The sequence below is a fragment of the Agrobacterium sp. SUL3 genome (genome assembly GCF_001263295.1).
Classification (GTDB): Bacteria; Pseudomonadota; Alphaproteobacteria; order Rhizobiales; family Rhizobiaceae; genus Agrobacterium; species Agrobacterium tomkonis.
The window spans coordinates 341,802-365,336 of the sequence record NZ_KQ414498.1; the positions used below are offsets into that span (position 1 = coordinate 341,802).

General features: G+C 60.4%; 21 protein-coding genes and 1 pseudogene. 11 read left to right on the top strand and 11 right to left on the bottom strand.

Features of this window, described 5'->3' with window-relative positions; genetic code table 11:
* Positions 1–81: 81 nt before the first annotated feature.
* Both AKG12_RS01810 and AKG12_RS01815 read left to right on the top strand, forming a co-directional pair.
* Positions 82–600: a glycosyltransferase family 2 protein gene (locus tag AKG12_RS01810; RefSeq protein ID WP_052817859.1), complete on the top strand. Its 519-nt coding sequence runs from the start codon at positions 82–84 to the stop codon at positions 598–600.
* Between the two features lie 159 nt (positions 601–759).
* Positions 760–1,620: a glycoside hydrolase family 75 protein gene (locus tag AKG12_RS01815; protein WP_082178654.1), complete on the top strand. Its 861-nt coding sequence runs from the start codon at positions 760–762 to the stop codon at positions 1,618–1,620.
* A gap of 72 nt (positions 1,621–1,692) precedes the next feature.
* On the opposite strand, the gene AKG12_RS01820 is transcribed toward AKG12_RS01815, so the two are convergent.
* Genes AKG12_RS01820 through AKG12_RS01830 form a run of 3 tightly spaced genes read right to left on the bottom strand, consistent with a single transcriptional unit; the run spans position 1,693 to position 4,819 of the window.
* Positions 1,693–3,123, bottom strand: a complete 1,431-nt coding sequence (locus AKG12_RS01820) for an FAD-binding oxidoreductase (protein ID WP_052817376.1) — start codon at positions 3,121–3,123, stop codon at positions 1,693–1,695.
* Between the two features lie 49 nt (positions 3,124–3,172).
* On the bottom strand, positions 3,173–4,150 hold the full coding sequence (locus AKG12_RS01825; protein ID WP_052817378.1) for an L-threonylcarbamoyladenylate synthase: 978 nt from the start codon (positions 4,148–4,150) through the stop codon (positions 3,173–3,175).
* A gap of 60 nt (positions 4,151–4,210) precedes the next feature.
* Positions 4,211–4,819, bottom strand: coding sequence for a DUF6656 family protein (locus AKG12_RS01830; RefSeq protein ID WP_162249027.1), 609 nt, complete (start codon positions 4,817–4,819; stop codon positions 4,211–4,213).
* Between the two features lie 332 nt (positions 4,820–5,151).
* Here AKG12_RS01830 and AKG12_RS01835 point away from each other — a divergent pair, with 332 nt between their 5' ends.
* Positions 5,152–6,396 carry an aromatic ring-hydroxylating oxygenase subunit alpha gene (locus AKG12_RS01835; protein ID WP_052817861.1) on the top strand — a complete coding sequence of 415 codons (1,245 nt, stop codon included), beginning with the start codon at positions 5,152–5,154 and terminating at the stop codon, positions 6,394–6,396.
* A 7-nt stretch (positions 6,397–6,403) separates the two neighbouring features.
* Positions 6,404–7,486, top strand: coding sequence for an FAD-binding oxidoreductase (locus AKG12_RS01840; RefSeq protein WP_046800721.1), 1,083 nt, complete (start codon positions 6,404–6,406; stop codon positions 7,484–7,486).
* A 326-nt stretch (positions 7,487–7,812) separates the two neighbouring features.
* Here AKG12_RS01840 and AKG12_RS01845 read toward each other — a convergent pair whose 3' ends face one another.
* Entirely contained in the window at positions 7,813–8,808 is a 996-nt protein-coding gene (locus AKG12_RS01845) for a transporter (RefSeq protein ID WP_046798471.1), read from the bottom strand.
* 224 nt (positions 8,809–9,032) lie between these two features.
* Here AKG12_RS01845 and AKG12_RS01850 point away from each other — a divergent pair, with 224 nt between their 5' ends.
* The 3 genes from AKG12_RS01850 (at position 9,033) to AKG12_RS01860 (ending at position 12,169) form a co-directional block, all read left to right on the top strand.
* A complete protein-coding gene (locus tag AKG12_RS01850) occupies positions 9,033–10,817 on the top strand; it encodes an acyl-CoA dehydrogenase family protein (RefSeq protein ID WP_052817380.1) in 1,785 nt (594 codons plus the stop codon).
* A gap of 10 nt (positions 10,818–10,827) precedes the next feature.
* The gene (locus AKG12_RS01855) at positions 10,828–11,586 is read left to right on the top strand and encodes a crotonase/enoyl-CoA hydratase family protein (protein WP_052817382.1); all 759 of its coding nucleotides are present in this window, start codon (positions 10,828–10,830) and stop codon (positions 11,584–11,586) included.
* A gap of 268 nt (positions 11,587–11,854) precedes the next feature.
* Complete coding sequence (locus AKG12_RS01860) at positions 11,855–12,169, top strand: hypothetical protein (protein ID WP_052817863.1); 315 nt, start codon at positions 11,855–11,857, stop codon at positions 12,167–12,169.
* Positions 12,170–12,368: 199 nt separating this feature from the next.
* On the opposite strand, the gene AKG12_RS01865 is transcribed toward AKG12_RS01860, so the two are convergent.
* Together AKG12_RS01865 and AKG12_RS01870 are read right to left on the bottom strand one after the other, a co-directional pair.
* Positions 12,369–13,619 (bottom strand): class I SAM-dependent RNA methyltransferase, encoded by a 1,251-nt coding sequence (locus AKG12_RS01865; RefSeq protein ID WP_052817384.1) that lies wholly within the window; start codon positions 13,617–13,619, stop codon positions 12,369–12,371.
* Positions 13,616–14,368, bottom strand: coding sequence for a TlyA family RNA methyltransferase (locus AKG12_RS01870; protein ID WP_052817386.1), 753 nt, complete (start codon positions 14,366–14,368; stop codon positions 13,616–13,618). The genes AKG12_RS01865 and AKG12_RS01870 overlap by 4 nt, the downstream gene beginning before the upstream one ends.
* Before the next feature lie 270 nt (positions 14,369–14,638).
* On the opposite strand from AKG12_RS01870, the gene AKG12_RS01875 reads away from it, so the two are divergent.
* Entirely contained in the window at positions 14,639–16,660 is a 2,022-nt protein-coding gene (locus AKG12_RS01875) for a methyl-accepting chemotaxis protein (RefSeq protein ID WP_046798476.1), read from the top strand.
* A 116-nt stretch (positions 16,661–16,776) separates the two neighbouring features.
* Here the strand turns inward: AKG12_RS01875 and AKG12_RS30940 are convergent.
* A pseudogene (locus tag AKG12_RS30940) lies at positions 16,777–17,736 on the bottom strand (nucleoside recognition domain-containing protein); the annotation flags it as partial.
* A 119-nt stretch (positions 17,737–17,855) separates the two neighbouring features.
* Here AKG12_RS30940 and AKG12_RS01885 point away from each other — a divergent pair.
* Both AKG12_RS01885 and AKG12_RS01890 read left to right on the top strand, forming a co-directional pair.
* On the top strand, positions 17,856–18,308 hold the full coding sequence (locus AKG12_RS01885) for an Lrp/AsnC family transcriptional regulator (protein ID WP_046798478.1): 453 nt from the start codon (positions 17,856–17,858) through the stop codon (positions 18,306–18,308).
* A 37-nt stretch (positions 18,309–18,345) separates the two neighbouring features.
* Positions 18,346–18,729: an ACT domain-containing protein gene (locus AKG12_RS01890; RefSeq protein WP_052817388.1), complete on the top strand. Its 384-nt coding sequence runs from the start codon at positions 18,346–18,348 to the stop codon at positions 18,727–18,729.
* 41 nt (positions 18,730–18,770) lie between these two features.
* Here AKG12_RS01890 and AKG12_RS01895 read toward each other — a convergent pair whose 3' ends face one another.
* Together AKG12_RS01895 and AKG12_RS01900 are read right to left on the bottom strand one after the other, a co-directional pair.
* Positions 18,771–19,076 (bottom strand): putative quinol monooxygenase, encoded by a 306-nt coding sequence (locus AKG12_RS01895; protein ID WP_046798480.1) that lies wholly within the window; start codon positions 19,074–19,076, stop codon positions 18,771–18,773.
* A gap of 5 nt (positions 19,077–19,081) precedes the next feature.
* Positions 19,082–19,876: a helix-turn-helix domain-containing protein gene (locus AKG12_RS01900; protein ID WP_052817390.1), complete on the bottom strand. Its 795-nt coding sequence runs from the start codon at positions 19,874–19,876 to the stop codon at positions 19,082–19,084.
* A gap of 106 nt (positions 19,877–19,982) precedes the next feature.
* Between AKG12_RS01900 and AKG12_RS01905 the strand changes: the two genes are divergently transcribed.
* Positions 19,983–20,345, top strand: coding sequence for a nuclear transport factor 2 family protein (locus AKG12_RS01905; protein ID WP_052817391.1), 363 nt, complete (start codon positions 19,983–19,985; stop codon positions 20,343–20,345).
* 42 nt (positions 20,346–20,387) lie between these two features.
* Here the strand turns inward: AKG12_RS01905 and dxs are convergent, their stop codons facing one another.
* Both dxs and AKG12_RS01915 read right to left on the bottom strand, forming a co-directional pair.
* Positions 20,388–22,307 (bottom strand): 1-deoxy-D-xylulose-5-phosphate synthase, encoded by a 1,920-nt coding sequence (gene dxs / locus AKG12_RS01910; protein WP_052817393.1) that lies wholly within the window; start codon positions 22,305–22,307, stop codon positions 20,388–20,390.
* Between the two features lie 99 nt (positions 22,308–22,406).
* Positions 22,407–23,330: a pirin family protein gene (locus AKG12_RS01915; RefSeq protein ID WP_052817394.1), complete on the bottom strand. Its 924-nt coding sequence runs from the start codon at positions 23,328–23,330 to the stop codon at positions 22,407–22,409.
* Positions 23,331–23,535: the final 205 nt, after the last annotated feature.

Sequence of the window (23,535 nt, forward strand, 5' to 3'; positions counted from 1 at the left end):
GCCGATCCGCACTGCGAATGGCAGATTTTACCGTGAAGGGCATAGTGGCAATTTATTGTGCGATGCGTTAGAGCTATGCATATGTTGACAGTCATAATGGAATGCCGGGATCAGGAACCGGAGCTGGCGCATACCTTGTCTGCGCTTGTAACCGGTGCCGTGGAAGGGCTTGTAAGCGATGTGGTGATCCTTGATCACGGTTCGCGCGATGGATCGTCGCGTGTCGCCGATGCCGCCGGCTGCCGCTTTTATGGGCAATGGGACATTGAAGACGTCATGCGCTCTGCGCGCGGACAGTGGATATTGCTGGTGGAGCCAGGTGCGCGGCCGCAAAGCGGCTGGATTGAGGAAATATTGGAATATGTGACGATATGTGCGGAGCCGGCGCGGTTTTCGCCGTCCCGTTACCACAAGCGTCCATTCTTCAGCCGAATCATTCGCCGTCCGCCGCCGCTGGAATATGGTTACCTGATGCCGAAGAAACATGCGGTGGAGATTGCGAAATCCGGCATGGGCCTGACGCAGTTCGTCCATGCGCAAAAGCCGCGCCGCCTGAATGCGGAGCTGCTTCCCGCCTGGACCGCCCGGCCGTCGGGCTAACCCGCAATCCTGAAGCTTCCGGAAGAGTAATTCTGAAGAATTGAAGATTTAAGCGGGCTGAAATGCCGGGGAGACACCCGATTCTGTCCCTGAATAAGACTGGACTCGACTTCTGCATGAATAAATGCAACCTATACATGTTTTGTAGGGGAGGGTTGCATGTCATACGGATTTTTCAGGTCGAATTCTTCCAGGATGCACGCTGTCTTTTGCGCTGCCACACTATTGGCGCTGCCAACGACAGCCTTGTCTCAGGCCATGTGTGGAACGGGAGGTGTCGTTTTTTCCACAAAGGAACTCAAGGTTGATGCCGATGGGGCGCCCAACTCTTATCTCGTGAATGGGGAGGGGCTGTCTTATACCTGCGACGGGCTGACTGCCGTCGGTTCAACACCCGATACGGACCCCAAGGGATGGCAAAAAAAATGCCAGAATGCCTGGAAGAAAGCCGTTGCCACGGGTGATTATTCGAAGGTCAGGATTTTCGGCTTTTCGAAAGATGAGAACAATAAGCCGATAATTCAAAAAGCTGGCGATCCCTTGCCCGGCAAGGCTTTTATCACCGAAACATCTGTTTCGGTTCCGGATGGACCGGCGGGGACACAAAGGCATTGGGTCGATGCCACCGAAATTCCCTATGTTGTTTTGTCCAGCAGCTTCGTGAGGAAATATGGCGTGAAGGACGGCGATATCGCCGTGGTCTATCGCCCGGCGACCAAGCGCTTCGCGTACGGGGTTTATGGTGACGGCGGCAAGCTCGGTGAGGCCTCCGTGCGCTTCCACCAGGATATCGGCAACAATCCTTTGGTGAACAAGGGTGGCGTTCTGAGAGCGAAATCGGGCATTGCCGACGAACGCAAAAATAAAGATCCAATCCCGGTTATTACGGTGGTATTTCCCGGAAAGACGTCTCATCCGACCGTTGACGCTAAAAAATGGCGGGCTGAAATTGCGGCAATGGGAAAAACGCATTTCGACAATTGGGGCGGTCTTCAGAAATTGATCGAATGCGCCCGTTAGTTTGAGCCGGTCCTGTCGTCACGAAAAGCGGGCGGCCAAAACCGCCCGCATCAGTCTTCCTGAAAGCCCAGCCTAGCCAGCGGCAAGCACCTTGCCGGGGTTCATGATGCCGGCCGGGTCAAAGGCGTGCTTGATGCGCCGCATCAGGTCCATTTCGATGCCGGGCCGAATGGCGGCCAGTTCGTCGCGTTTCAGCTGGCCAATGCCATGTTCGGCGGAAATGGAGCCGCCGAGCGTCAGCACGATACCATGGACGATCTCGTTCATGTCTCGCCAGCGACCAAGAAATTCGGCCTTGTCGGCACCAACAGGCTGGGAAATATTGTAGTGGATGTTGCCATCGCCAAGATGGCCGAAGGCGCAGACGCGGGCGCCTGGAATAGCGGCAATCACCGCCTTTTCCGCGGTCGCCATGAACTCCGGAATTTTCGAGACCGGAACGGAAACGTCATGCTTGATCGAGCCACCTTCCGGCTTTTGCGCATCCGACATGCTTTCGCGCATGTGCCACAGTGCCTGTCGCTGGGCTTCTGACGCCGCGATCACCGCATCCTGAACGAACCCTGCCTCAAAACCGCGCTCCAGCAGCGATTGCATCATCGTCTCGGCTGTCTCCGCCGAATCGGAGGTGGAGATATCGATGAGCGCGTACCAGTCATGCGGCGTTTGCAGCGGGTCGCGCACACCGGGAATATGTTTCGTAGTGAATTCGACGCCGATGTGCGGCATGAGTTCGAAACCGGTCAGGGCCGTACCGCAGAGGTTCGAGGCCATTTCGAACAGCTTCAATGCGTCTTCGGTGGAGCCGAGCCCGGCAAAAGCCACCTGATGGCCGAGCGGCTTTGGGAACAGCTTCAGCACCGCGCCGGTGATGACGCCGAGCGTGCCTTCCGAACCGATGAAGAGATCGCGCAGATCGTAACCCGTATTGTCTTTTTTCAGCCGGCGCAGCCCGTTCCAGATTTCGCCGGTTGGCAGGACGACCTCAAGCCCGAGGCAGAGCTGGCGCATATTGCCATAGGCGAGAACAGCCGTGCCGCCGGCATTGGTGGCGAGATTGCCACCGATGCGGCAGGAGCCTTGCGAGCCGAGCGACAGCGGGAACATCCGTTCCACCGTCTCCGCTGCCTTGTGGATGTCATCGAGAATGCAGCCGGCATCGGCGACGATGACATTGGCGACCGGATCAATATCGCGGATGCGGTTCATGCGCTCCAGCGACAGGATGATGTCGGTGCCTTCCGCCCGGGGTGTCTGGCCGCCGACAAGGCCGGTATTGCCGGTCTGCGGCACGATGGGTGTGCCGGTCTCGCTGGCGAGCTTCAGGATGGCGGCAACTTCTTCGACCGAACCGGGTTTGATGAGCAGCGGCGAGGCACCGCGATAAAGCCCGCGATTTTCCACCAGACGCAGCGCCATTTCCGCCGGGTCGCGCACCGCATTTTGCTCGCCGACAATGGCGGTGAAGCGGTCGAGGATGTCGGAGGAGGGGATGGCGGTCATGGGTGTCTCGCTGTCTTTTGAAGCATGGGCGAAAAAGGGTTAAGTGCCGTCAGCCTCTCGGTGCGGCGGCGCGGGAAAGGCGGTCGTTGATCGCCTCTCCGAGACCATGTGTGGGAATGGCGGTGATGGCGATGGTGTTCGCGCCGGTCGCATCGGCGGCTTTGAGATAATCGAACAGATTGGCGGCGGCCTCGGCAAGATTGCCGGCGGGGCTGAGATCGAAAACAGCGCGGGCGGCTTCTTCACCCTTAATGGTGACGCTGCCGAAACGGATCAGCGCTTCGTTCGGCAAAACAGATGTGGCGCCGAGGCGCACGGATGCACCGGGCGCATAGTGCGACGCCAGCATTCCGGGCGCTTCAATGGCGGCAGAGGCTTTTTCGGGCCGTTCCAGCCGCAGGCCGGCAATGGTCTCTATGTCCTCGGTGACGATGCCGCCGGGGCGAAGCAGCCGTACGCGACCATCCTCTTCCACCTTGACGATGGTGGATTCGACGCCGACCGAGGCGGCCCCGCCATCGAGAATGAGAGTGATCTTCCGGCCGAGATCGGCCTCCACATGGGCGGCACTTGTCGGGCTGATCTTGCCGGAACTATTGGCGCTCGGGGCGGCCAGCGGCCTGTCGAACCGGCGGATCAGATCACCGGCAAAACCCTGCGGCACGCGGATGCCGACCGTATCAAGCCCGGCCGTCGCAAGCGAATGAATGCCGCTTTCCGGTTTCAGCGGCAGAACCAGCGTCAGCGGGCCGGGCCAGAAGGCCTGCGCAAGCTTCAGCGAAATGGGGTCCAAAACCGCATAACGTTCGGCCATGGCAATATCGGCCACATGGCAGATCAACGGATTGAACTGCGGCCGGCCTTTCGTCTCGTAAATGCGGGTGATGGCCGCCGGATTGGTCGCATCGGCGGCAAGGCCATAGACGGTTTCCGTCGGCAGGGCGATGGGCTGGCCGTCCGCAAGCTCCGCTACGGCGGCCTGCAACGCGGTTTCCCGCTCATTTTCGATGTTGATATGACGCGCCATGATGCTGCCTTTCAGCGCGCTCAATAGCGTATTTCTGGCCGGGATGGAAAGCGCTATCGTTTATATCGCCTTGATGATCCTGCGCATCTCCTCCGAGCGCGCGCCGAGCAGCAGCACATTTTTCAGCGCCACGCGCGGGTCATGGGTCTGGAACAGCAGGCCGCCGCGATGGAAGGAGGTATCGACTGCGAATTCCTTGTCGGGAAGCGCATTGATGGCGACGGCAAAATACATCCGGGAATAACGCGCATCGATATTTTCGAAGAAGTTCTCTTCACCGCTCAGTTCGGCGAAAAAATTCGCGAAATAGAAGGACCACAGCACGTGGCGTTCAGCGTCGAAACTGGTTTTCGCCGCCGTGACATGACAATAGCCGAGATGCGGCCGGTCGTTGAGCAGATGGTGGGAGACCATCTTGGGAAAACGGATGGACTGGTGAAAGGTGTTGAGGCGGCTATGGGTGGCATCGGCGGCGGCCTCGAGCTTGCGCCCGGTCATCGCCGCCACCTCCTCATGGCTGTAATAGACACGCTCCCGCGGCAACCAGCGTTCTTCATAACGGCTGATCCGGCCGGTGCGCAGAAAATCCGAATGCGCGGTCTTTGACCGTATCGGCATGATCGAATGTCTGGCCGCATCGAAATAACGTATGCGTGTCGCCTTCTCCACCAGGAACGCCCTCGTTGCTGTCGATGCGGCAAGATAATTTAGTTCGCGTTAATACTCCGTTGCGTCGCACCCCCTGTTTTCTGATGGGTGGAGAGGCAATCGCGCAATATCATGCGTCATATTGCGACGTGGTTTTGTTCACCAAGTAGCTGCCGGATTTCGCAGCAGAATGGGCTATGGCAGGCATTTGCTGATGTCGCAATTTGTCGCCAATGCGGAAGCCGATGTCGCTGTCTGTGCTGCTGCAAATGACCGCCGGTGTTTAGATGTGATCATGCTTCCGCAGCCCGGTAAATGGTGCCGGGCAGGGCGGTTTGATCGAGGATTTGGCCATGGAATTGCGTGATACCGTATTGCGCCAGCTGAAGAACCGCCGCGAGGGCTTCAGCCTGGAACAGCCCTTCTACACGGACCAGGATTATTTCAAGCTGGATATGGAAACCATCTGGTATCGCGACTGGCTGTTTGTCGGCCATGATTGCGAAGTGCCCAAATCCGGCAATTATTTCACCGTGCAGGTCGGTTCCTATTCCGTCGTCATCGTCCGTGGACGCGACGGCGAGATCCGCGCCCTTCACAATTCCTGTCGCCATCGTGGTTCCCGCGTCTGCTCCGCCCATAAGGGCCAGTCCGCCCGTCTCGTCTGTCCCTATCACCAGTGGACCTACGATCTGGATGGCAAGCTCCTGTTCGCGCGTCATATGGGCGAGGAGTTCGACAAGGCGGAATTCGGCCTGAAGCCGGTCGCCTGCCAGACAGTTGCCGGTTACGTCTTCATCTGCCTTGCCGACCAGCCGGCGGATTTTGCGCCCATGCGGGCCGAAGTCGAAAGCTACATGGCCCCGCACCGCATCTGGGAGGCCAAGGTCGCGCATGAAAGCACGATCATCGAAAAGGGCAACTGGAAGCTGGTCTGGGAAAACAACCGCGAGTGCTACCATTGCGCCGCCAACCACCCGGAACTTTGCCGCACTTACCCCGAAAACCCGAGTGTGACGGGAACGGATGGCGGCGCCAGCGATCCCGAGATCGGCGGTCACTGGGCGCGCTGCGAGGCCGCCGGCCTGCCGAGCCGTTTCAAGATCGATCCGCAGGGCCAGTTCCGCGTCGCCCGCATGCCGCTGATCGGCGAGGCGGAAAGCTATACCATGTCGGGCAAACGCGCCGTGCGCCGGCCGCTGTCCGAGGATGTCAGCATCAGCCATATCGGCGCGTTGCTGCTGTTCCATTATCCGACGACCTGGAACCACTTCCTCGGCGACCACACCATTTCCTTCCGGGTGCTGCCGCTCAATGCCAATGAGACCATGGTCACCACCAAATGGCTGGTGCACAAGGACGCGGTGGAAGGCGTGGACTACGATCTGGAAGACCTGACCCACGTCTGGAACGAAACCAACGATCAGGACCGCCGCATCGTCGAAGAAAATGCCTTCGGCATCCGGTCGCCTGCTTACCAGCCCGGCCCTTATTCCATGGAAGACGAGGGCGGTGTGATGCAGTTCGTCAACTGGTATTCCGATTTCATGATCGACCGGCTTTCCGGCGACAAGGCCCGGCTTTCGGCAGTAGCGTAACGCGAAGATGAATATGGTTGTGACCTACAAGCACATAGACGAGATGAAGCCGTGGAGCGACAAGCTCCAGCTGCTGGAGTGCATTTCGGTGACGCCCGAAACACAGGATGTCATGACATTCCTGTTCCGCTCCGAAGATCAGAACTGGTTCCGGTATCTGCCGGGTCAGTTCGTCACGCTGGAACTGCCGGTGGGCAAGGAGCCGCTCTATCGCACCTACACACTGTCCTCCAGCCCGTCACGGCCCTATGCGCTTTCGGTCACGGTCAAGGCGCAGGCCAACAGCATCGGCACGCGCTGGATGTTCGATAATCTGAGGCCCGGCATGAAAATCCGGGCGCTCGGCCCGCTCGGTGATTTCTCCTATGTGCGCCACCCCGGTGACAAATATCTGTTCATCTCGGCAGGCTCCGGCGTCACGCCGATGATGTCGATGGTGCGCGACATGAGCGACCGTGCTCCGCAGAGCGACATCGCCTTCATCAACTGCTCGCGCTCGCCGTCCGATATCGTCTTCCGCCACGAGCTTGAATATCTCGCCCGCTTCATGCCGAAGCTGTCGCTCGGTTTCATCGTCGAGAACTGCGGCCGCACCGATCTCTGGTCCGGCCTGAAGGGCATGGTCGACAAGGCCAAGATCGCGCTTCTATCTCCTGACTTCATGGAGCGCACCGTATTCTGCTGCGGGCCGGAGCCGTTCATGGCCGCCGTCCGCTCCATGCTCGACGCGTCCGGCTTCGACATGAGCCGTTACCATCAGGAAAGCTTCTCACCCGCAGCCCCGGTCACGGTCGGCGAGAGCGTTCTCACCGATGTGGACGGTGAGGCGCTGTCGATGGTGGGCTTCACGCTTTCCGGAAAAGAGATGGCCTGCCAGCCCGGCCAGACGGTTCTGATGACGGCGCGCGCCGCCGGCGTACGCATCGGCGCGGCCTGCGAATCGGGTATCTGCGGCACCTGCCGGGTGCTGAAACTGTCCGGCGAGGTGGAGATGAACCACAATGGCGGCATTCTCGATGACGAGATCGAGGAAGGTTATATTCTCGCCTGCTGTTCACGGCCCTTGACCGATGTGAAGGTGGAAGCCTGACGCCAATAGCGTGTCATCTTCCCTATCCTTCACCGGATGGTTGTCATGGAACCAAATTTCCCTAAACTCGTTTGCACGTCATCGAATTCTTTTCGGGTGTTCCATGGGGCTGACCCTTACCTCCGATGAGAGCGGTTAAAGGGCGCGGTTTAACGCGCCAGAGCAACGGAGGAAGACCATGATGAATTTCCGGACAACGAGCGTCGCCACGGCGATTGTCGTTTTCCTCACCAGCTTCACGCCGTCGCAGGCCTTCGCCTTACAGCTGATAGAATGCCAGGCTAAAATTGACAGAGCCGTCCGGTCATCACCGGGCGGCTTTTTTATTACAGGATCCGTGCCCGTTTGAGCACGAACCAGGCAAGCACGACGGAAATCACGATAAAGACGCCGGCCGACAACGTGCCGCCGGTGCCAACTGTAAACGGCAACTCATCCGTATTCATGCCGAAAAAGCCTGTCACCAGCGATGGCGGCAGCAGGAAGGCCGTCATCAGCGACAGGATGTAAAGGTGCCGGTTGGTTTCGGACGAAAGTTTGGAATCGATTTCTTCGTGCAGCAGCCTTGCGCGTTCCTGCAGGGCATAGACGTCGTGATCCACAGCTTCGAGGCGACCCATCAGGCGTGAGGCGACATCTTCGAAACCGTCAGGCATTTCGTCCTCATCGGCGGCCGAAGCGCGTCGCATCAGGGTCAGCACGGTGCGCAGATGCCGGTGCAGGCGAACCACCGTGCGGCGCAGCGGGGCGAGCCGCCGTCGCTCGTCGCGGTTCTCGCTGTCATAGACCATGTCCTCGATGGCGTTCAGTTCTTCCGTCGTCTCCATCACCAGATTGATGAGCGAGCGCTGGAATTCCGCCACCAGCCCCTCGAAGACATGCGATGGGGTGAGGTAGCGGCTGGAATTCTTGTCGACCGCCGCTTTCAATCGGTCCACCGAATGCAGCGGCTGCAGGCGGGTGGTGATGATGAAACGATCGCTCACCGCAAAATGCAGCCAGCCGAAATCGCGCGTTTCCTTGTCGAATTCCCGCTGGAAATCGACCAATGTGCCATAGAGCGATTTTTCATCGACCACGATGGAAGGGTGCGTCTCATGGGTGGTGAGGCTTGCCCGCGCCGCTGGATCGAGACCGTCGATGGTTTCGAGAAAAGCCGCCACCCGCTGGTCGGCAAGATTGAGATGCAGCCAGAAGAAACCTTCGCACTCGGCCACTTCGTGAAAGCGCGCATCGGGCGCCAGCCGGCGGCACGGCGCTGTGCCGGGGTGGAACTGATAGGCCCAGACAAGGCCGGGAATATTGGGCGTTACGAGATCCATCGTGGCAGTCCTGACCGGCTGGATGGGAGGAGGGAAGGCGTCCGTCGTTCTGGTGTGGGAGCGGCAGTGGCGGCACGGCGCCTTTCAGCGCATGCTGAGCAAATTCATATGACAGTTTTATAACAATCCCGCTGAAATGACGGGAATTTTCAAATTGACGTTTACGTAAAAATCATTTAGCCCGAAGGCAGTAGCAGGATACAAAAGCTTCGGGAGGAGGCAGCATGTATAGCGCGCCGGTGGATGATATCGCCTTTACACTCAAACATGTAGCGGGTCTTGAAGATGCGCTGGCAAAGGGTGTGCTGGGTGATCTCGGGGAAGATCTGGTGGATGCCATTCTCCAGGAAGCCGGCCGGTTCGCCACCGCCGAGGTCGCGCCGCTTGCCGAAATCGGCGACCGCCAGGGTGCGAAGCTTGCCGATGGCAAGGTGACGACGCCGGATGGCTGGGCCGATCTTTACCGCCGCTGGGCCGAGGCCGGCTGGAACAGCCTGACAGCGCCTGAGGAATTTGGCGGCCAGAACCTGCCGCATATGCTGAATGTCGCAGCACTCGAAATGTGGAACTCCGGCTCCATGGCCTTTGCGCTGGCGCCCACGCTCACCATGGGCGCGGTGGAAGCCATCGTCACCCACGGCAGCAATGATCTGAAACGCGCCTATCTTCCCAAGCTCGTCTCCGGCGAATGGACCGGCACGATGAACCTCACCGAACCGCATGCGGGTTCGGACCTTGGCGTGTTGAAGACTAAGGCCGAGCGCAATGGCGACGGCACCTATCGCATCTTCGGGCAGAAGATTTTCATCACCTGGGGCGAACATGACGCGGCTGATAATATCATCCACCTCGTTCTTGCCCGCCTGCCGGATGCGCCGGCCGGAACACGCGGCATCTCACTGTTCCTCGTGCCCAAATTCCTGCCGGACGAAAACGGCGCACCGGGCAACCGCAACGACCTTTTCTGCCATTCGCTGGAACACAAGCTCGGCATTCACGGCTCGCCCACCTGCACGATGATCTTCGGCGACGGCAAATTCGGGGAAGAGAAGGGCGCTCTCGGCTGGCTGATCGGTGAGGAGAACAAGGGCCTCGCCTGCATGTTCACGATGATGAACAATGCCCGCCTTGCCGTCGGCATGCAGGGCGTGGCGATCTGCGAGGCGGCGACCCAGAAGGCAATCGAATACGCGAAGGAGCGCACGCAGGGCAAGGCGCCCGGCTGGCAGGGCTCCGGCATGAGCCCGATCATCGAACATCCTGACATTGCCAGAACGCTGCTGACGATGAAGGCGCTGACGCAGGGGTCGCGGGCGATTTCCTTCAGCTGCGCCCATGCCATAGACATGGCGCATGCGAGCGAAGACGGGCCGCAGCGTTCCCACTGGCAGGAGCGCGCTGCTCTGCTCACCCCGATCGCCAAGTCCTTCTCCACCGATGCCGGTGTGGATGTCGCCTCCATGGGCATTCAAGTGCATGGCGGCATGGGCTTCATCGAGGAGACGGGGGCTGCGCGTTATCTGCGTGATGCCCGCATCGCCCCGATCTACGAAGGCACCAACGGCATTCAGGCCATCGATCTGGTGTTGCGCAAGCTGCCGCTTTCCGATGGCGCGCAGGTGCGCGGTTTCATCGCCGAACTGCGTGAGATCGCCGCCCGGACAGCCGCTTCGAACCGTGACGATCTCGGCGAGACGGGCCGTTATCTCGAAGCCAGCCTCAACGATCTGGAAACGACGACCGAGTGGCTGCTGGACCGCATCAAGGCGGGCGAAACCGAAACCGCACTCGCCGGCGCGACGCCCTATCAGCGTCTCTTCGGTCTGGCGCTTACCGGCGCCTATCTCGCCAAGGGCGTATTGGCCACCGTCGATGATGGCAGGGGCGCACATCGCGCCGCACTTTGCCGTTTTGCGGCGGAAAACCTGCTGGCGGAAACGGCGGCGCTGAAGGATCGCGTTATCGGTGGCGCGGCAAGCCTTGCCGCCGCCCGCACCGTATTGGCTTGAGGAGCTGCAGATGTCGGACGAACATATTCTTGTCGAACGGATCGGCCATGCGCCTGAGGTGCTGACCATCCGTTTCAACCGGCCGGAAAAGAAAAACGCCATCACCGATGCCATGTATCTGCGCATGGCCGAAGCTCTGCACGCCGCCAATGCCGACCCGGACATCCGCGTCGTTGCCTTTCTCGGCACGGAAGGCTGCTTCTCCGCCGGCAACGACATGGCCGATTTCCTTGCCTTCGCCATGTCGGGCGCAAAGGGTAAGCTTGCGGTGCTCGATCTTCTGAAGGCGCTGGCGACGTTCGAAAAACCGCTGGTTTCGGGCGTTGATGGGCTGGCCATCGGCATCGGCACGACGCTGAACCTGCATTGTGATCTGACCGTTGCTTCCAATCGCAGCCTGTTCAAGACGCCATTCGTGGATCTGGCGCTGGTGCCGGAGGCCGCTTCCAGCCTGCTTGCGCCAAAACTCATCGGCCACCAGCGCGCCTTTGCGCTGCTTGCCATGGGCGAGGGCTTTTCCGCCGAACAGGCGTTGCAGGCCGGGATGATCTGGAAAGTCGTTTCCCCTGAACATGTGGAAACTGAAACGCTGGCGCTCGCGACGCGGCTCGCCTCCAAGCCGCAACAGGCGTTGAAGATCGCCCGCGATCTGGTTCGTGGCAAGCCGGAAGATGTGCTGGCCCGCATCGACGAAGAAGCCCGCTATTTCATCGCGCAATTGCAAAGTGCCGAAGCCCGCGCCGCCTTCGAGGCATTCATGCGCCGCTGAGTGCGGGAATCGGGAAGCCCGCCGCTTGTTTCTTCTCCCCGCCGGGGAGAAGTCCTCGGCAGCGGGATGAGGGAGCAAGCTCCCCGTAAATCTCTACCGTCGCCCCTTCATCCGACCCTTCGGGCCACCTTCTCCCGGCGGGGAGAAGAAACGAGCGGCATCGTGGAATTTGGAAGCCTCTGTGCTTTTAAATACGGATTATATATCGTCCACCAAACCGGTCCGGCAGAAACGGATCTCACAAACTCTCCGTCCGAAGGCCACCCGCATGCGTTACCTCGTTTTCGCCCTGTCCGTCTTTCTCTCCGCCGCAACTGTTGCGGAGGCAGCAGCGATCACACGCTTGCCGGTTTCGAGCAGCAACGTCATTCTGGCGCAGTCAAGCGATGACGATAGCCCGGACTATAATTCCGGCAACAGCCGCAGTCACCAGCGCCGCGCGCGTTTCGTCTGCGTCATCACCCCGCCGGAAAGCGCCAATCGCCGCCGCCCCTATATCTGCCCGCTGGAACGGGGCCGCGTCGGTGGTTCGTGCCGCTGCTCGGGCGTGGTGGGCAACGGCACGGTCGATACGGCCTGGTAAGAGTCACCCTCGGCCCTCATTCCTGTGCTTGTCACAGGAATCCAGCCAGCCCAAGTCTTTGGGCTGAAAGGACTTCTCTCGCCGCGCAGACGCGCGTCGGCTGGATTCCTGTGACAAGCACAGGATGAGGGCAGTGGTGATTGCGGGCATATGGGATCGTTGCGTCAGCTTCGTGTGAGCGGCTCTCCGCCCCGATTGCTTATTTCTCCAGAACCGCCACCGCTTCCACATGCGGCGACCACAGGAACTGGTCGACCGGTGTGACGCGGGTGACGCGATAGCCGCCCTCAACCAGAAGCGCGAGATCGCGCGCCAGCGTCAGCGGATTGCAGCTGACAGCAACGATTTTTTTCACCGTGCTGCGGGCCAGTTCCTTGCACTGGACTTCCGCCCCGGCGCGCGGCGGATCGAACACGACGGCATCGTAATTCTTCAATTCGCTGGTCATCAACGGCCGGCGGAAAAGATCGCGTTTTTCGACGCTGACCGGTTTCAGGCCCTGCGTATTGCGGGCAGCGAAATCCAAGGCCTTCAACGCCTTGTCTTCGGCCTCCACCGCATGCACCTTGCCAATGCGCGCCAGTCTGAGCGCAAATGTGCCGGAACCGCAGAACAGGTCGGCAATGCGCTTGGATTTGCCGATATGGGCAAGCACCAGTTCCGCCATGGCGTCCTCGGCCTGTTTCGTCGCCTGCGTGAAACCGCCGGCGGGCGGTGAGACCGGAACGCCGCCGAATTCGATGATCGGTTTTTGCGGTTCGATCAGGATTTCACCTGAAAGCGAGACACGGGCGATGCCACGCATGGCAAGCACTGTTTCCGTCAGCATCCGCCGCTGCTTGTCGTTGACCGACTTGATACCCTCGACGGAAATATCCAGACCGGAAAGCGTTTCGAGAACGGTCATGCGGAACGGCTCGGCATTCGCCGTCATCGAAAGCCCGATGGCGCGGATGGCGTCGAGGCGCGAGACAATGCCGGGCGAGGTGACGGGACATTCCTCGATGGCGACGATGTGATGGCTGCTCGCCTGGCTGAAGCCCAGCAGCAGGCCCTTTTCCGTCCTGCGGGCGGCAAACACCGCGCGGCGGCGCTCGCCGGGGCGACAGATGACGAGATCGTCCACATCAGGCGTCAGGCCCTTCGATTTCAGCGCCGAAACCACCAGCTCCCGCTTGAAGGCGTGGTAGGGCTGGTCGGCCAGATGCTGCAGCGAACAGCCGCCGCAGGTGCCGTTGATGCCTTCAGGACCGAAGTGGCGGCAGGCGGGTTCGCGGCGGTCCGCCGAAGCTTCCGCAATCGACATGACCGTGCCGTGATCCTTCACTTTGGCAATGGCCACCGTCTCGCCGGGCAGGGCGAAGGGCACATAGACCGGGCCGTCGGGACAGTGCGCGATGCCGTCGCCCTGTGCACCGAGGCTCTTGATGGTGACGGTCTGTGTGCTCATGGCTTTTCGCCTCCGAGGAGAAATTCGATATTGCCGTCGCCGCCGGAAATCGGCGAGGGAATAAGCCCGAGGCTTTTCCAGCCCATGTCTTCGACGAGCCAGCGTTCCAGCTCGGCGGCAACTGCGGGTGCGGTTTCCGGCTCCTTCAGAAGCCCGGCCTTGCTGATGGCATCGCGCCCCGCCTCGAATTGCGGTTTGACCAGCAGAACCGCCAGAGCACCCGGCGCAGCAAGCTCAAGGGCCGGGGCAAGCGCAAGCTTCAGCGAAATGAAGGACACGTCGGAAACGATGAAGCCAATGGGCCGGTCATCGATATCTTCGGTGGTGAGGAAACGCGCATTCAGCCCCTCCAGGCTGGTCACGCGCGGATCGTTCTCGATCCTTGGATGAATCTGCCCGTGGCCGACATCAATGGCGACGACATGTTTTGCGCCGCGATGAAGCAGAACCTCGGTGAAACCGCCAGTGGATGCGCCGACATCAAGACACTCAAGGCCTTTCGGATCGAGCTTGAAATAATCAAGCGCGGCCGCAAGTTTGAGTGCAGCGCGCGAGACGTAAGCCTGCGCCGGATCGGTGATCGTGATCTTGACGTTTGCAGCGACGGTCTGGCTCGGTTTGGTGACGATTTTACCGTTCACGCTCACGGTGCCGCGTGAAACCGCGTCGCGCGCACGCGAGCGGCTGGCAAAGTGGCCGAGCGACACAAGAAGCTGGTCAAGCCGTTCATTTTCAGATGTTTTGGACATGGTCCCGTTCAATGACCGCCAAACCCCGCCGATGCAAGCGATTTATCGCTGAAACGGCCCTGAATGCCGCTGCTCCCGACCATGTTTGTGTTGCACCGCAAAGTCAGAATGTTCGATTAATCCAATATAAAGGCTTGTATTGCACTTTGTGCCCAAGGCCCGTGCGGCCACCGGAACCTGCCATGACGGCATCTCCTCCTATCCACAAAATTGCGACCGTTGCAGCGCAGACGCTGGCTTCGAGGCATCGGGTCGCCGAGAGAGTTTGCGATGTCGCTGAAAAATCTCCCTATCAACCTGAAGCTCATAGCTACCTTCTGTGCCTTGATGAGCGTGTGCCTGCTCGCCTCCGCGGTCGTATTCTGGCAGACGCTGGGGAGCGAGCGTGTCACAATCGACAACAACCGGACCAAGGATATCATCCAGGCGGTGGACGGCGCGACGGCCGCCATGCTGGAACAGGCCGTCAACCAGCGCGGCTTCCTGCTGTTTCGCAGCGACAGCACCTATAATGACGTTTTCGCCCAGCGCGACATCATGCTGAAGAAGCTGGACGAAGCCCGCACACTTGCAGCCGGCCAGCCGGATGTCCTGAATTCCATCGATGACATGCAGAAATCCGCCACCGTATTCTTCAAGGAACTGGCGGAACCGCAGATCGCTGCCCGCAAGACCACGGAAGCGCCGATTTCCGAAATCATCGAGATCGGCCGCAATCAGGCCAAGGGCCAGCTTGACGGCTTCCGCGCCTCTGCCGCCAAGATCAAGGAACAGCTGAACGGCCTGTCCACCGCCTATGCGGCTGAACAGCAGGCAGCAGCGCTGAACCTGAAATATGCGCTTCTGGGCGGCGGTGCTGTTGCCGGTCTTCTGGCCGTTGCCCTCATCTGGGCGCTGTCGCGCTCGATCGTCACGCCGATCGTCGGCATGACGGCGGCAATGAGCCGGCTTGCCGATGGCGATCTGGAGACGGAAGTTCCGGCCACGGATCGTGGAGACGAAGTCGGCAAGATGGCGAAGGCCGTTCTGGTCTTCAAGGAAGCCGGGCTGGAAAAATCCCGCCTTGCCGGTGAGACCGATCGCATGCGTTCCGCGACGGAGACTGAACGCCGCCGCAACGAGGAAGAAAGGGCCAAGGACGAAGCCGCCAGCGCTTTTGCCAGCGCCGAGCTTGGCAAGGGCCTTGCCGCTCTCGCGGATGGCGATCTTTCCTATCGCATTGAAACGCCTTTTGCGCCCGCCATTGATCCGGTTCGTGTGAATTTCAACAGCGCCGTCGAAAAGCTCCAGCAGGCCCTGCGCACGGTCGGCGAGAACGCCGCCGCGATCAATGCCGGCGCTTCGGAAATGCTCTCGGCTGCCGACGACCTGTCGCGCCGCACCGAACAGCAGGCTGCCTCCATCGAAGAAACCGCTGCCGCACTGGAAGAAGTCACCACCACCGTGCGTGACAGTGCGCGCGGCGCGGAAGACGCCGGCAATCTGGTCCAGCGTGCCCGCACCGGCGCGGAAAAATCAGGCACCGTGGTCCGCAAGGCGGTCGCCGCCATGCGCGAGATCGAAAAATCCTCGGGTGAAATCGGCAACATCATCGGCGTCATCGATGATATTGCCTTCCAGACCAACCTTTTGGCGCTGAATGCCGGCGTGGAGGCCGCTCGCGCCGGTGATGCCGGCAAGGGCTTTGCGGTCGTCGCGCAGGAAGTCCGCGAACTCGCCCAGCGTTCTGCAAATGCCGCCAAGGAAATCAAGACGCTGATCAGCGCTTCCAGCCGGCAGGTGGAAAATGGTGTAAGCCTCGTCGACGAGACCGGCAAGGCGCTGGAACTCATCGTTTCGGAAGTCGAAGAGATCAACGCCCATGTCAGCGCCATCGTCGTCGCGTCGCGCGAACAGGCGACCGGCCTGCAGGAGATCAACACGGCCGTAAACACCATGGACCAGGGCACGCAGCAGAATGCCGCCATGGTGGAACAGCAGACCGCCGCCAGCCATTCGCTCGCCCGCGAAGCGGAAGCGCTGAACAGCCTGCTCGGCCAGTTCCGGGTGGGCGGCGCACGCGCTGCCGTTGCGAGTGCCGGTGGATATTCTGCACCGCGCCAGTCTTCGGCCAAGCCTGCCTTCCAGCCGGCACCTGCCGCACCGGTCCGCAAGGCTCCGGTAAAATCGGCCTCCGCAACGGCAAGGCCTGTGGCCTCACCGGCCCGGGCGCTGGGCCAGAGCCTCGCCCGCGCCTTCGGCGGCGCTGCCGAAGCACCTGCCGCGAAGGACCAGGACTGGACAGAGTTCTGAGCCGGATTTTTCGAATTGGATGCAAAAATCGGGGGCCGTGAGGCCCCCTTTTTGCATTTGCTTTTCAGATGAGATCGGCAGTGTGCAATCGGTAAAGCCAGACGTTGATCCGCCCACGTGCCCTGTAGCCTGAACATCCGCTGGAAAAATACCTCGTCGGACAGGCGGTGAAGCAGGGCGGCAATAGCGGCGGTTGCTGCGATGGCGAAAACAAGCCGCCCGACCAGAACGCCGTAAACATCGGCCCCGAGCGACATCACCACAAGGGTGTCTTCGATCACGCTGTGAGCAAAACCCATGAATACGCAGGACAGGAAGACCTGACGCGGCGAGATCGCCCCGGATTGCGCTTCGCGAATGAGAAAACCGGCGCCGTAGGAAATCCCCAGAAACAACCCGATGGCGGTGAGATGTTCGGCCTCGCCGCGAATGCCGGCAAGCCGCAGCAGGGGCGAAAGCGCCTTCATCATCAGTGCCAGAAGCCCGGTCAGTCTGAGGATTTCGAGGCCGAGTGACAGCACAAGAAGGATGACAAACATCCAGATCATGGTTTTACCGAGACCCAGGAAATACTCCGCCCACTCCGGCGTGGCGCTCATGGCAATCCAGGCGGGGTTCACCGGCGCAGACAACCACCCCGTCGCTTCCAGAACCTGATGCAGAACAAAGGCGTAGAGCAATCCTCCCCCGATACGCAGCGCCGTGGTGACGAGCATGCCGGGCCCTGCCTTTTCGATGATCTTCTGCTCGATGGGCAGGCCGTGCGCGAAAAGGATAAGCGCCGAAAAGACCGTGATATCCGCGACACTGAGCGAAGATGCGGGAACAAGCGTGAAGATAAGCGGAACGGCGCCCCAAATGCCGACGAGCATCGCTGTCAACCAGGCGAGACCGAGCTCCGGCGGCAGTCCTACGAGGTTCATGACAGGCGCGAAGGCCGGCGCCACAGCCTCGATCGCACCCATTCTCGACAAAAGCTCGGTGAGGATGGCAATCGGAACGGTGATCCGCACCAGTACCCAGTAGATATCAAGCGTTTCCCGGGTTTTCTGCCAGATGGTGACGAAAATGGGCATGTGAGGCTCCTCGAAGGTTGTCCCCATCCACTAGGCTGAACCCATTCGCATTTGTGGTCAAAGATTGCATCTTTGTGCAATTTTATTGCAAATATGTTTGCGGGAGATATGCTGCCGGCATGGATCGGATCGACCGGAAACTTCTGAACCTTTTGCAGGGCGATGCGTCGCGCACCAATGTAGATATGGCCGATGAGGTTGGGCTGTCTCCTTCCAGCTGCCTGCGCCGCCTGCAAAGATTACGCAAATCGGGCGTGATCGACCGCATCGTCGCGATCCTCAATCCCGCAAAGGCCGGGCGTGTGATCAAGGCTCTTGTGACGGTGGAGCTGAAACTGCATGGCGAGCAGCATATGCGCCGCTTTCTGGATGTTGCCAGTGCCGAAGAGGCCGTGTCGCACGCCTATGCCGTGACAGGCGCAAGCGATGTCGTGCTGATGCTGCGCCTGCGCGACATGGAAGAATTCGACGCCCTGTGCGACAGGCTGTTCCGTGACCAGCACAATGTCGCACGCTTTTTCACCATGGTCGTCATCAAGACGGCGAAAGAGGAGACGGCCATTCGGCTTTGACAAGAGGTCACTGCTTTTTTGGGAAGGTAACAACTGCATGGCAGCGCGCGTAACGTTAAAACTATTGGATGGGGCCTACGGCGTGGCCAGGCTTCACGCGGATGCAGCCATTCCTGCATGGGCCGATGGCGGCGGGTTTGTCAGCATCAGCCGGACTGATGACGAACTTTCTGTCGTCTGCCGACAGGAGCGTATCCCGCAGGATGCGCAGGTTGATGCCGGTTGGGCCTGTTTCAAGTTTCAGGGTCCATTTGCCTTTGATGAGACGGGTATCGTCCTGTCAGTGATTGAACCCTTATCGGCCAATGAAATAGGAATATTCGTGGTCTCGACGTTTGACGGAGACCACCTGCTGGTGAAGTCGAAAGATATTGGGAAAGCATCCCATCTTCTGACAAATGCGGGGCATTCGCTCGTTTAGGCGGTGTCGAGATCTTCGAAAGGACCTCGCCTCTCATCCCGTCAGATGTGATCCACCCGTATGGGATGCCAGACGGAGATATCCCGTGGGGCCTCCAGAAGCTCGGGCAGGGCATCGTGCCATGCCTGACGATAGGGGCGGTGAATCTGGACATCGATGACGTCCTGATGGTCGCTCCAGGTCTCGTGCAGCAGGAAGCGGTTGTCGTTTTCGCCATCCCGATGCAGGGTGGCGTTCACGAAGGTCTTTTCGTGCCGCATGGCGTCGAGCAGCGCATTCAGCAATTCGAGAAAGCGCTCGCGCTGGCCGTCACGGACCTGAAAGCCGATGAGATAGGTGGTGTGCACGGGTCTTACTCCTTTGTGCCTGGCATTAGGGCGGCGCGGGTTGCCGCATCGGCGGGGTAGAAACATTCCAGCACCAGTTCGGACAGCGTGACATCGGTCGCGGTTCCGAAAACCGTGGTGGTGGAAATGAAGCTCAGAACGGCGCCCGATGCCGGATCGCGCAGTTGCAATGGTATGGCCAGCGGGTCGGCTCCGGCAGCATGGGGCGAAGCCTTCGGTGCGGGATAGGCCGAAAGCTCGGCATGCAAGCGGCGAAGCGCCTCGTCTCCCGTTTCCTCGACCTGACGGCGCAGACGCTCCAGCAGGTGATGCCGCCATTCGGCGAGGTTGACGATGCGGGAACTCAAGCCCTCCGGATGCAGGCTCAGCCTCAAGGCGTTAAGCGGCGGGCGAAGCAGCTCTTCGGAAACACCGGCCAGAAGCGATGTAATCGCATCATTGGCGAGAATGACGTTCCAGTGCCGGTCGACGGCAAGCGCGGGGAAGGGCATGTGGCCCTGCACCACGGTTTCGACGGCCTGCCGGGCCGCGGCCATGTCGGGTGCGTCGAGCGACCGTTCGGAATGAACAGGCGCATAACCCGCCGCCAGCATCAGCCGGTTGGTGGCACGGGCGGGCATGGAAAGCTGCTCCGCCAGCCTCGCCAGCATTTCGCGGCTGGGCGAGGATCGCCCGCTTTCCACGAAGCTCAAATGACGTGCCGATATCTCGGCATCGGATGCCAGATCAAGCTGGCTCAATCTGCGGCGCGCGCGCCATTCCTTCAGCACCTGGCCGACATGGTCTCGATGATGTGTCATGCCCGTAGCCTAGCAGAAGATATCGGCAATGCGATTACCTCTGAGGTAATTGTCCCGCGTCACAGCCCCCGGCATGCTCTGGCCGTCAACCAGAAGGAGCACAATCATGACGCAGCATCTCGCAATCGCCGAAACCTATCTCACGCTCTGGAACGAAGAGGACGATGAACGCCGCAAGCACCTTATAGGCAAGGCTTGGGCGGAAACGGCACGCTACATCGATCCTTTGATGCAGGGCGAAGGGCGACAGGGGATCGCCGCAATGATCGAGGCGGCGCGGCAGAAATTTCCAGGATATCGCTTCGTTCTTGCCGGCACCCCGGATGGCCACGGCAACTTCACCCGTTTTTCATGGCGTCTCGTTTCGCCTGATGGAGACGATGTCGCGGGCGGAACCGATGTCGTCAGCCTGAATGCTGAGGGACGGATCGAAAATGTCGTCGGTTTTCTCGACGGCGCTGCATCCTGAGAAAGAGGCGGGATCGTCCCGCCTCCTGTCCCGGCAATCGTGTCAGCCGGCGAAACCGACGCCGGCCTGACGCTGGCCAAGCGCATGGAACACGGTGGACACGATGCCGGCCCGGTCGAGGCCGGCATTGGCATACATGGTCTCGGGCTTCGCCTGCTCCACCCACTGGTCGGGCAGGGTCAGCGTCCGGACCTTCGGGCCGTGGTCGAGCAGGCCGGCGCTCGCCATGAAATGGAGAACATGCGCGCCAAAGCCGCCGACGGAGCCTTCTTCAATCGTCACCAGAACCTCGTGGTGCGCCGCAAGCTGGCGGATGAGATCGAGATCGAGCGGCTTGGCGAAGCGCGCATCGGCAACCGTGGTGGAAAGGCCGGCCGCATCGAGGTCTTCGGCGGCCGCAAGGCATTCCGCCAGCCGCGTGCCGAAGGAGAGCAGCGCAACCTTGGTGCCTTCCTTGATGATGCGGCCCTTGCCGATCTGAAGAATCTCACCACGTGCCGGCATCTCGACGCCCACGCCTTCGCCGCGCGGGTAACGGAAGGAAATCGGGCCTTCATCATAGGCCGCTGCCGTGCGCACCATATGTTTCAGCTCAGCTTCATCCGAGGCCGCCATCACCACCATGCCGGGCAGGGTGGCGAGGAACGTCGTATCGAAGGAGCCGGCATGGGTCGGTCCATCAGCACCGACAAACCCGGCGCGGTCGATGGGGAAACGCACGGGCAGGCTCTGGATCGCCACATCATGCACCAGCTGGTCGTAACCACGTTGCAGGAAGGTGGAGTAAAGCGCGCAGAACGGCTTGTAACCATCAGCCGCAAGCCCGGCCGCGAAGGTGACGGCGTGCTGTTCGGCAATGCCGACATCGAAGGTGCGGGATGGGAAAAGCTCGGCCATCTTGTCTAGGCCCGTGCCGTTCGGCATGGCGGCCGTCACACCGATGATCTTTTCGTCGAGCGTCGCTTCCTGGATCAGGGCTTCGGCAAAGACGCTGGTATAGCTCGGCGCATTCGGCTTGGCTTTCGCCTGCGCGCCGGTGATGACGTCGAACTTGTTGACGCCGTGATATTTGTCGGCTGCGGCTTCTGCCGGCGCATAACCCTTGCCCTTCTGCGTCACCACATGGATGAGGACAGGGCCTTTCTGGTTGTCGCGCACATTGCGCAGCACCGGCAAGAGGTGATCGAAGGAATGGCCGTCGATCGGGCCGATGTGATAAAAGCCAAGCTCCTCGAACAGCGTGCCGCCGGTCACGTAACCGCGCGCATGGGTCACGGCGCGGGTAATGGCGCGGTCGATGGTCTTGCCGAGATAGGCCGTCAGCTTCTTGCCGAAATCGCGGAAACCCATATAGGTGCGGCCGGAGGCAAGGCGGGCGAGATAGGCGCTCATCGCGCCCGTCGGCGGCGCAATCGACATGTCGTTGTCATTGAGGATGACGATCAGCCGCGCATCGAGCGCGCCGGCATTGTTCAGCGCCTCAAACGCCATGCCGGCAGACATCGAGCCGTCGCCGATGACGGCGATAACCTTGCGGTCGCTGCCATCCAGACCCGCTGCCACCGCCATGCCGAGGCCGGCGGAAATGGAGGTGGAGGAATGGCCGGCGCCGAAATCGTCATAGTCGCTTTCGGCCCGCCGGGTAAAACCGGAAAGCCCGCCTTCCTGGCGCAGCGTGCGAATGCGCTCGCGCCGGCCGGTGAGGATCTTGTGCGGATAACATTGGTGGCCGACATCGAAGATCAGCCGGTCTTCAGGCGTGTTGAAGACCTTGTGAATGGCAATCGTCAATTCCACCACGCCAAGGCCGGCACCCAGATGGCCACCGGTCTTCGACACCGCGTCAATCATCTCGTCGCGCAGTTCCCGTGCCAGTTCCGGCAGGTCGCGATCGTCGATCTCCTTGAGATCGGAAGGGAAATTCACCCGGTCGAGCAGTGGTGTCTGTGGCATTCCGGTCAATCGTTCGGCCTTTTCTTGTCGTCAGCAGGGCGCGCCAGAGCGGCTTTCATGGTGAAAGCCGACGGTTCAGCCCTGCATGTCGTACACTTCTATAGAATTTCAACCTTCCGGCAAAGGGACAAACTCTTCTTCGTCGCCGGGAACGATGTCGAAGCGTCCGGTTCTCCACTCCTGTTTGGCCTGCTCTATGCGTTCTTTTGATGACGAAACGAAGTTCCACCAGATGTAGCGGCGCTGATTGAGCGCCGCCCCGCCAAAGATCATGATGTGACAGCCATTGCTGCCGGCCTGCAACGTGATGTCGTCGCCGGGCCGGAAGACGAGCAACTGGTCGGCGGCGAAGATATCACCCGCCACATCCAGCGAACCGGACAGAATATAGATCGCCCGCTCTTCATGATCGGCGGAGAAGGGGAATTTTACTCCCGGCTCCAGCGTCAGGTCGACATAAAGCGTATCGGTAAAGGCCGAAACCGGGGAGGTGAGGCCTTCGAATTCGCCGATCACCACCCGGCCGGTAGCGCCCTTGATATCGATCAGCGGCATATCTTCCTTTGCAGTATGGGCAAAGGCGGGGTCGATTTCTTCCATATGGTCCGGCAGGGCAAGCCATGTCTGCAGGCCGGACATGGAAAGCGGATGGCCGCGCAGGTTTTCCGGCGTGCGTTCCGAATGCACGATGCCGCGCCCGGCCGTCATCAGGTTGATATCGCCGGGGCGGATGACAAGCTCTGTGCCGAGACTGTCGCGATGCTTGATTTCGCCGTCGAACAGATAGGTGACGGTGGAAAGCCCGATATGCGGATGCGGTTTGACGTCCAGCGCCTCACCGGCCTTCAGGATTGCCGGGCCCATACGGTCGAAAAAGATGAAGGGGCCGACGAGACGCCGCTGCCGGGTCGGCAGCGCGCGGCGCACCGCAAAGCCGCCAATATCGCTGGTGCGGGGAATGATAAGGTTCTCGATGGCGTCGCAGGCAAAAGCATCACCCGCGACGGGATCGTTACCGGGAAAAAAGGACATGGCAAGCTCCTCGTATCGTCTGGCGGGAGTTTAGCATAACCGAGGGGGAGGGGAGCATCGCGATATCGAACGCAGCGTCAACGATCCTTGTTAACACGACATTGTGAGAACACCTTACTGCCGGGGAAAGTTTTCAAACCTCTCCTCCGTCATCCTCGGGCTTGTCCCGAGGATCTAAACACGTCAATAAAATCAATGCATTGCA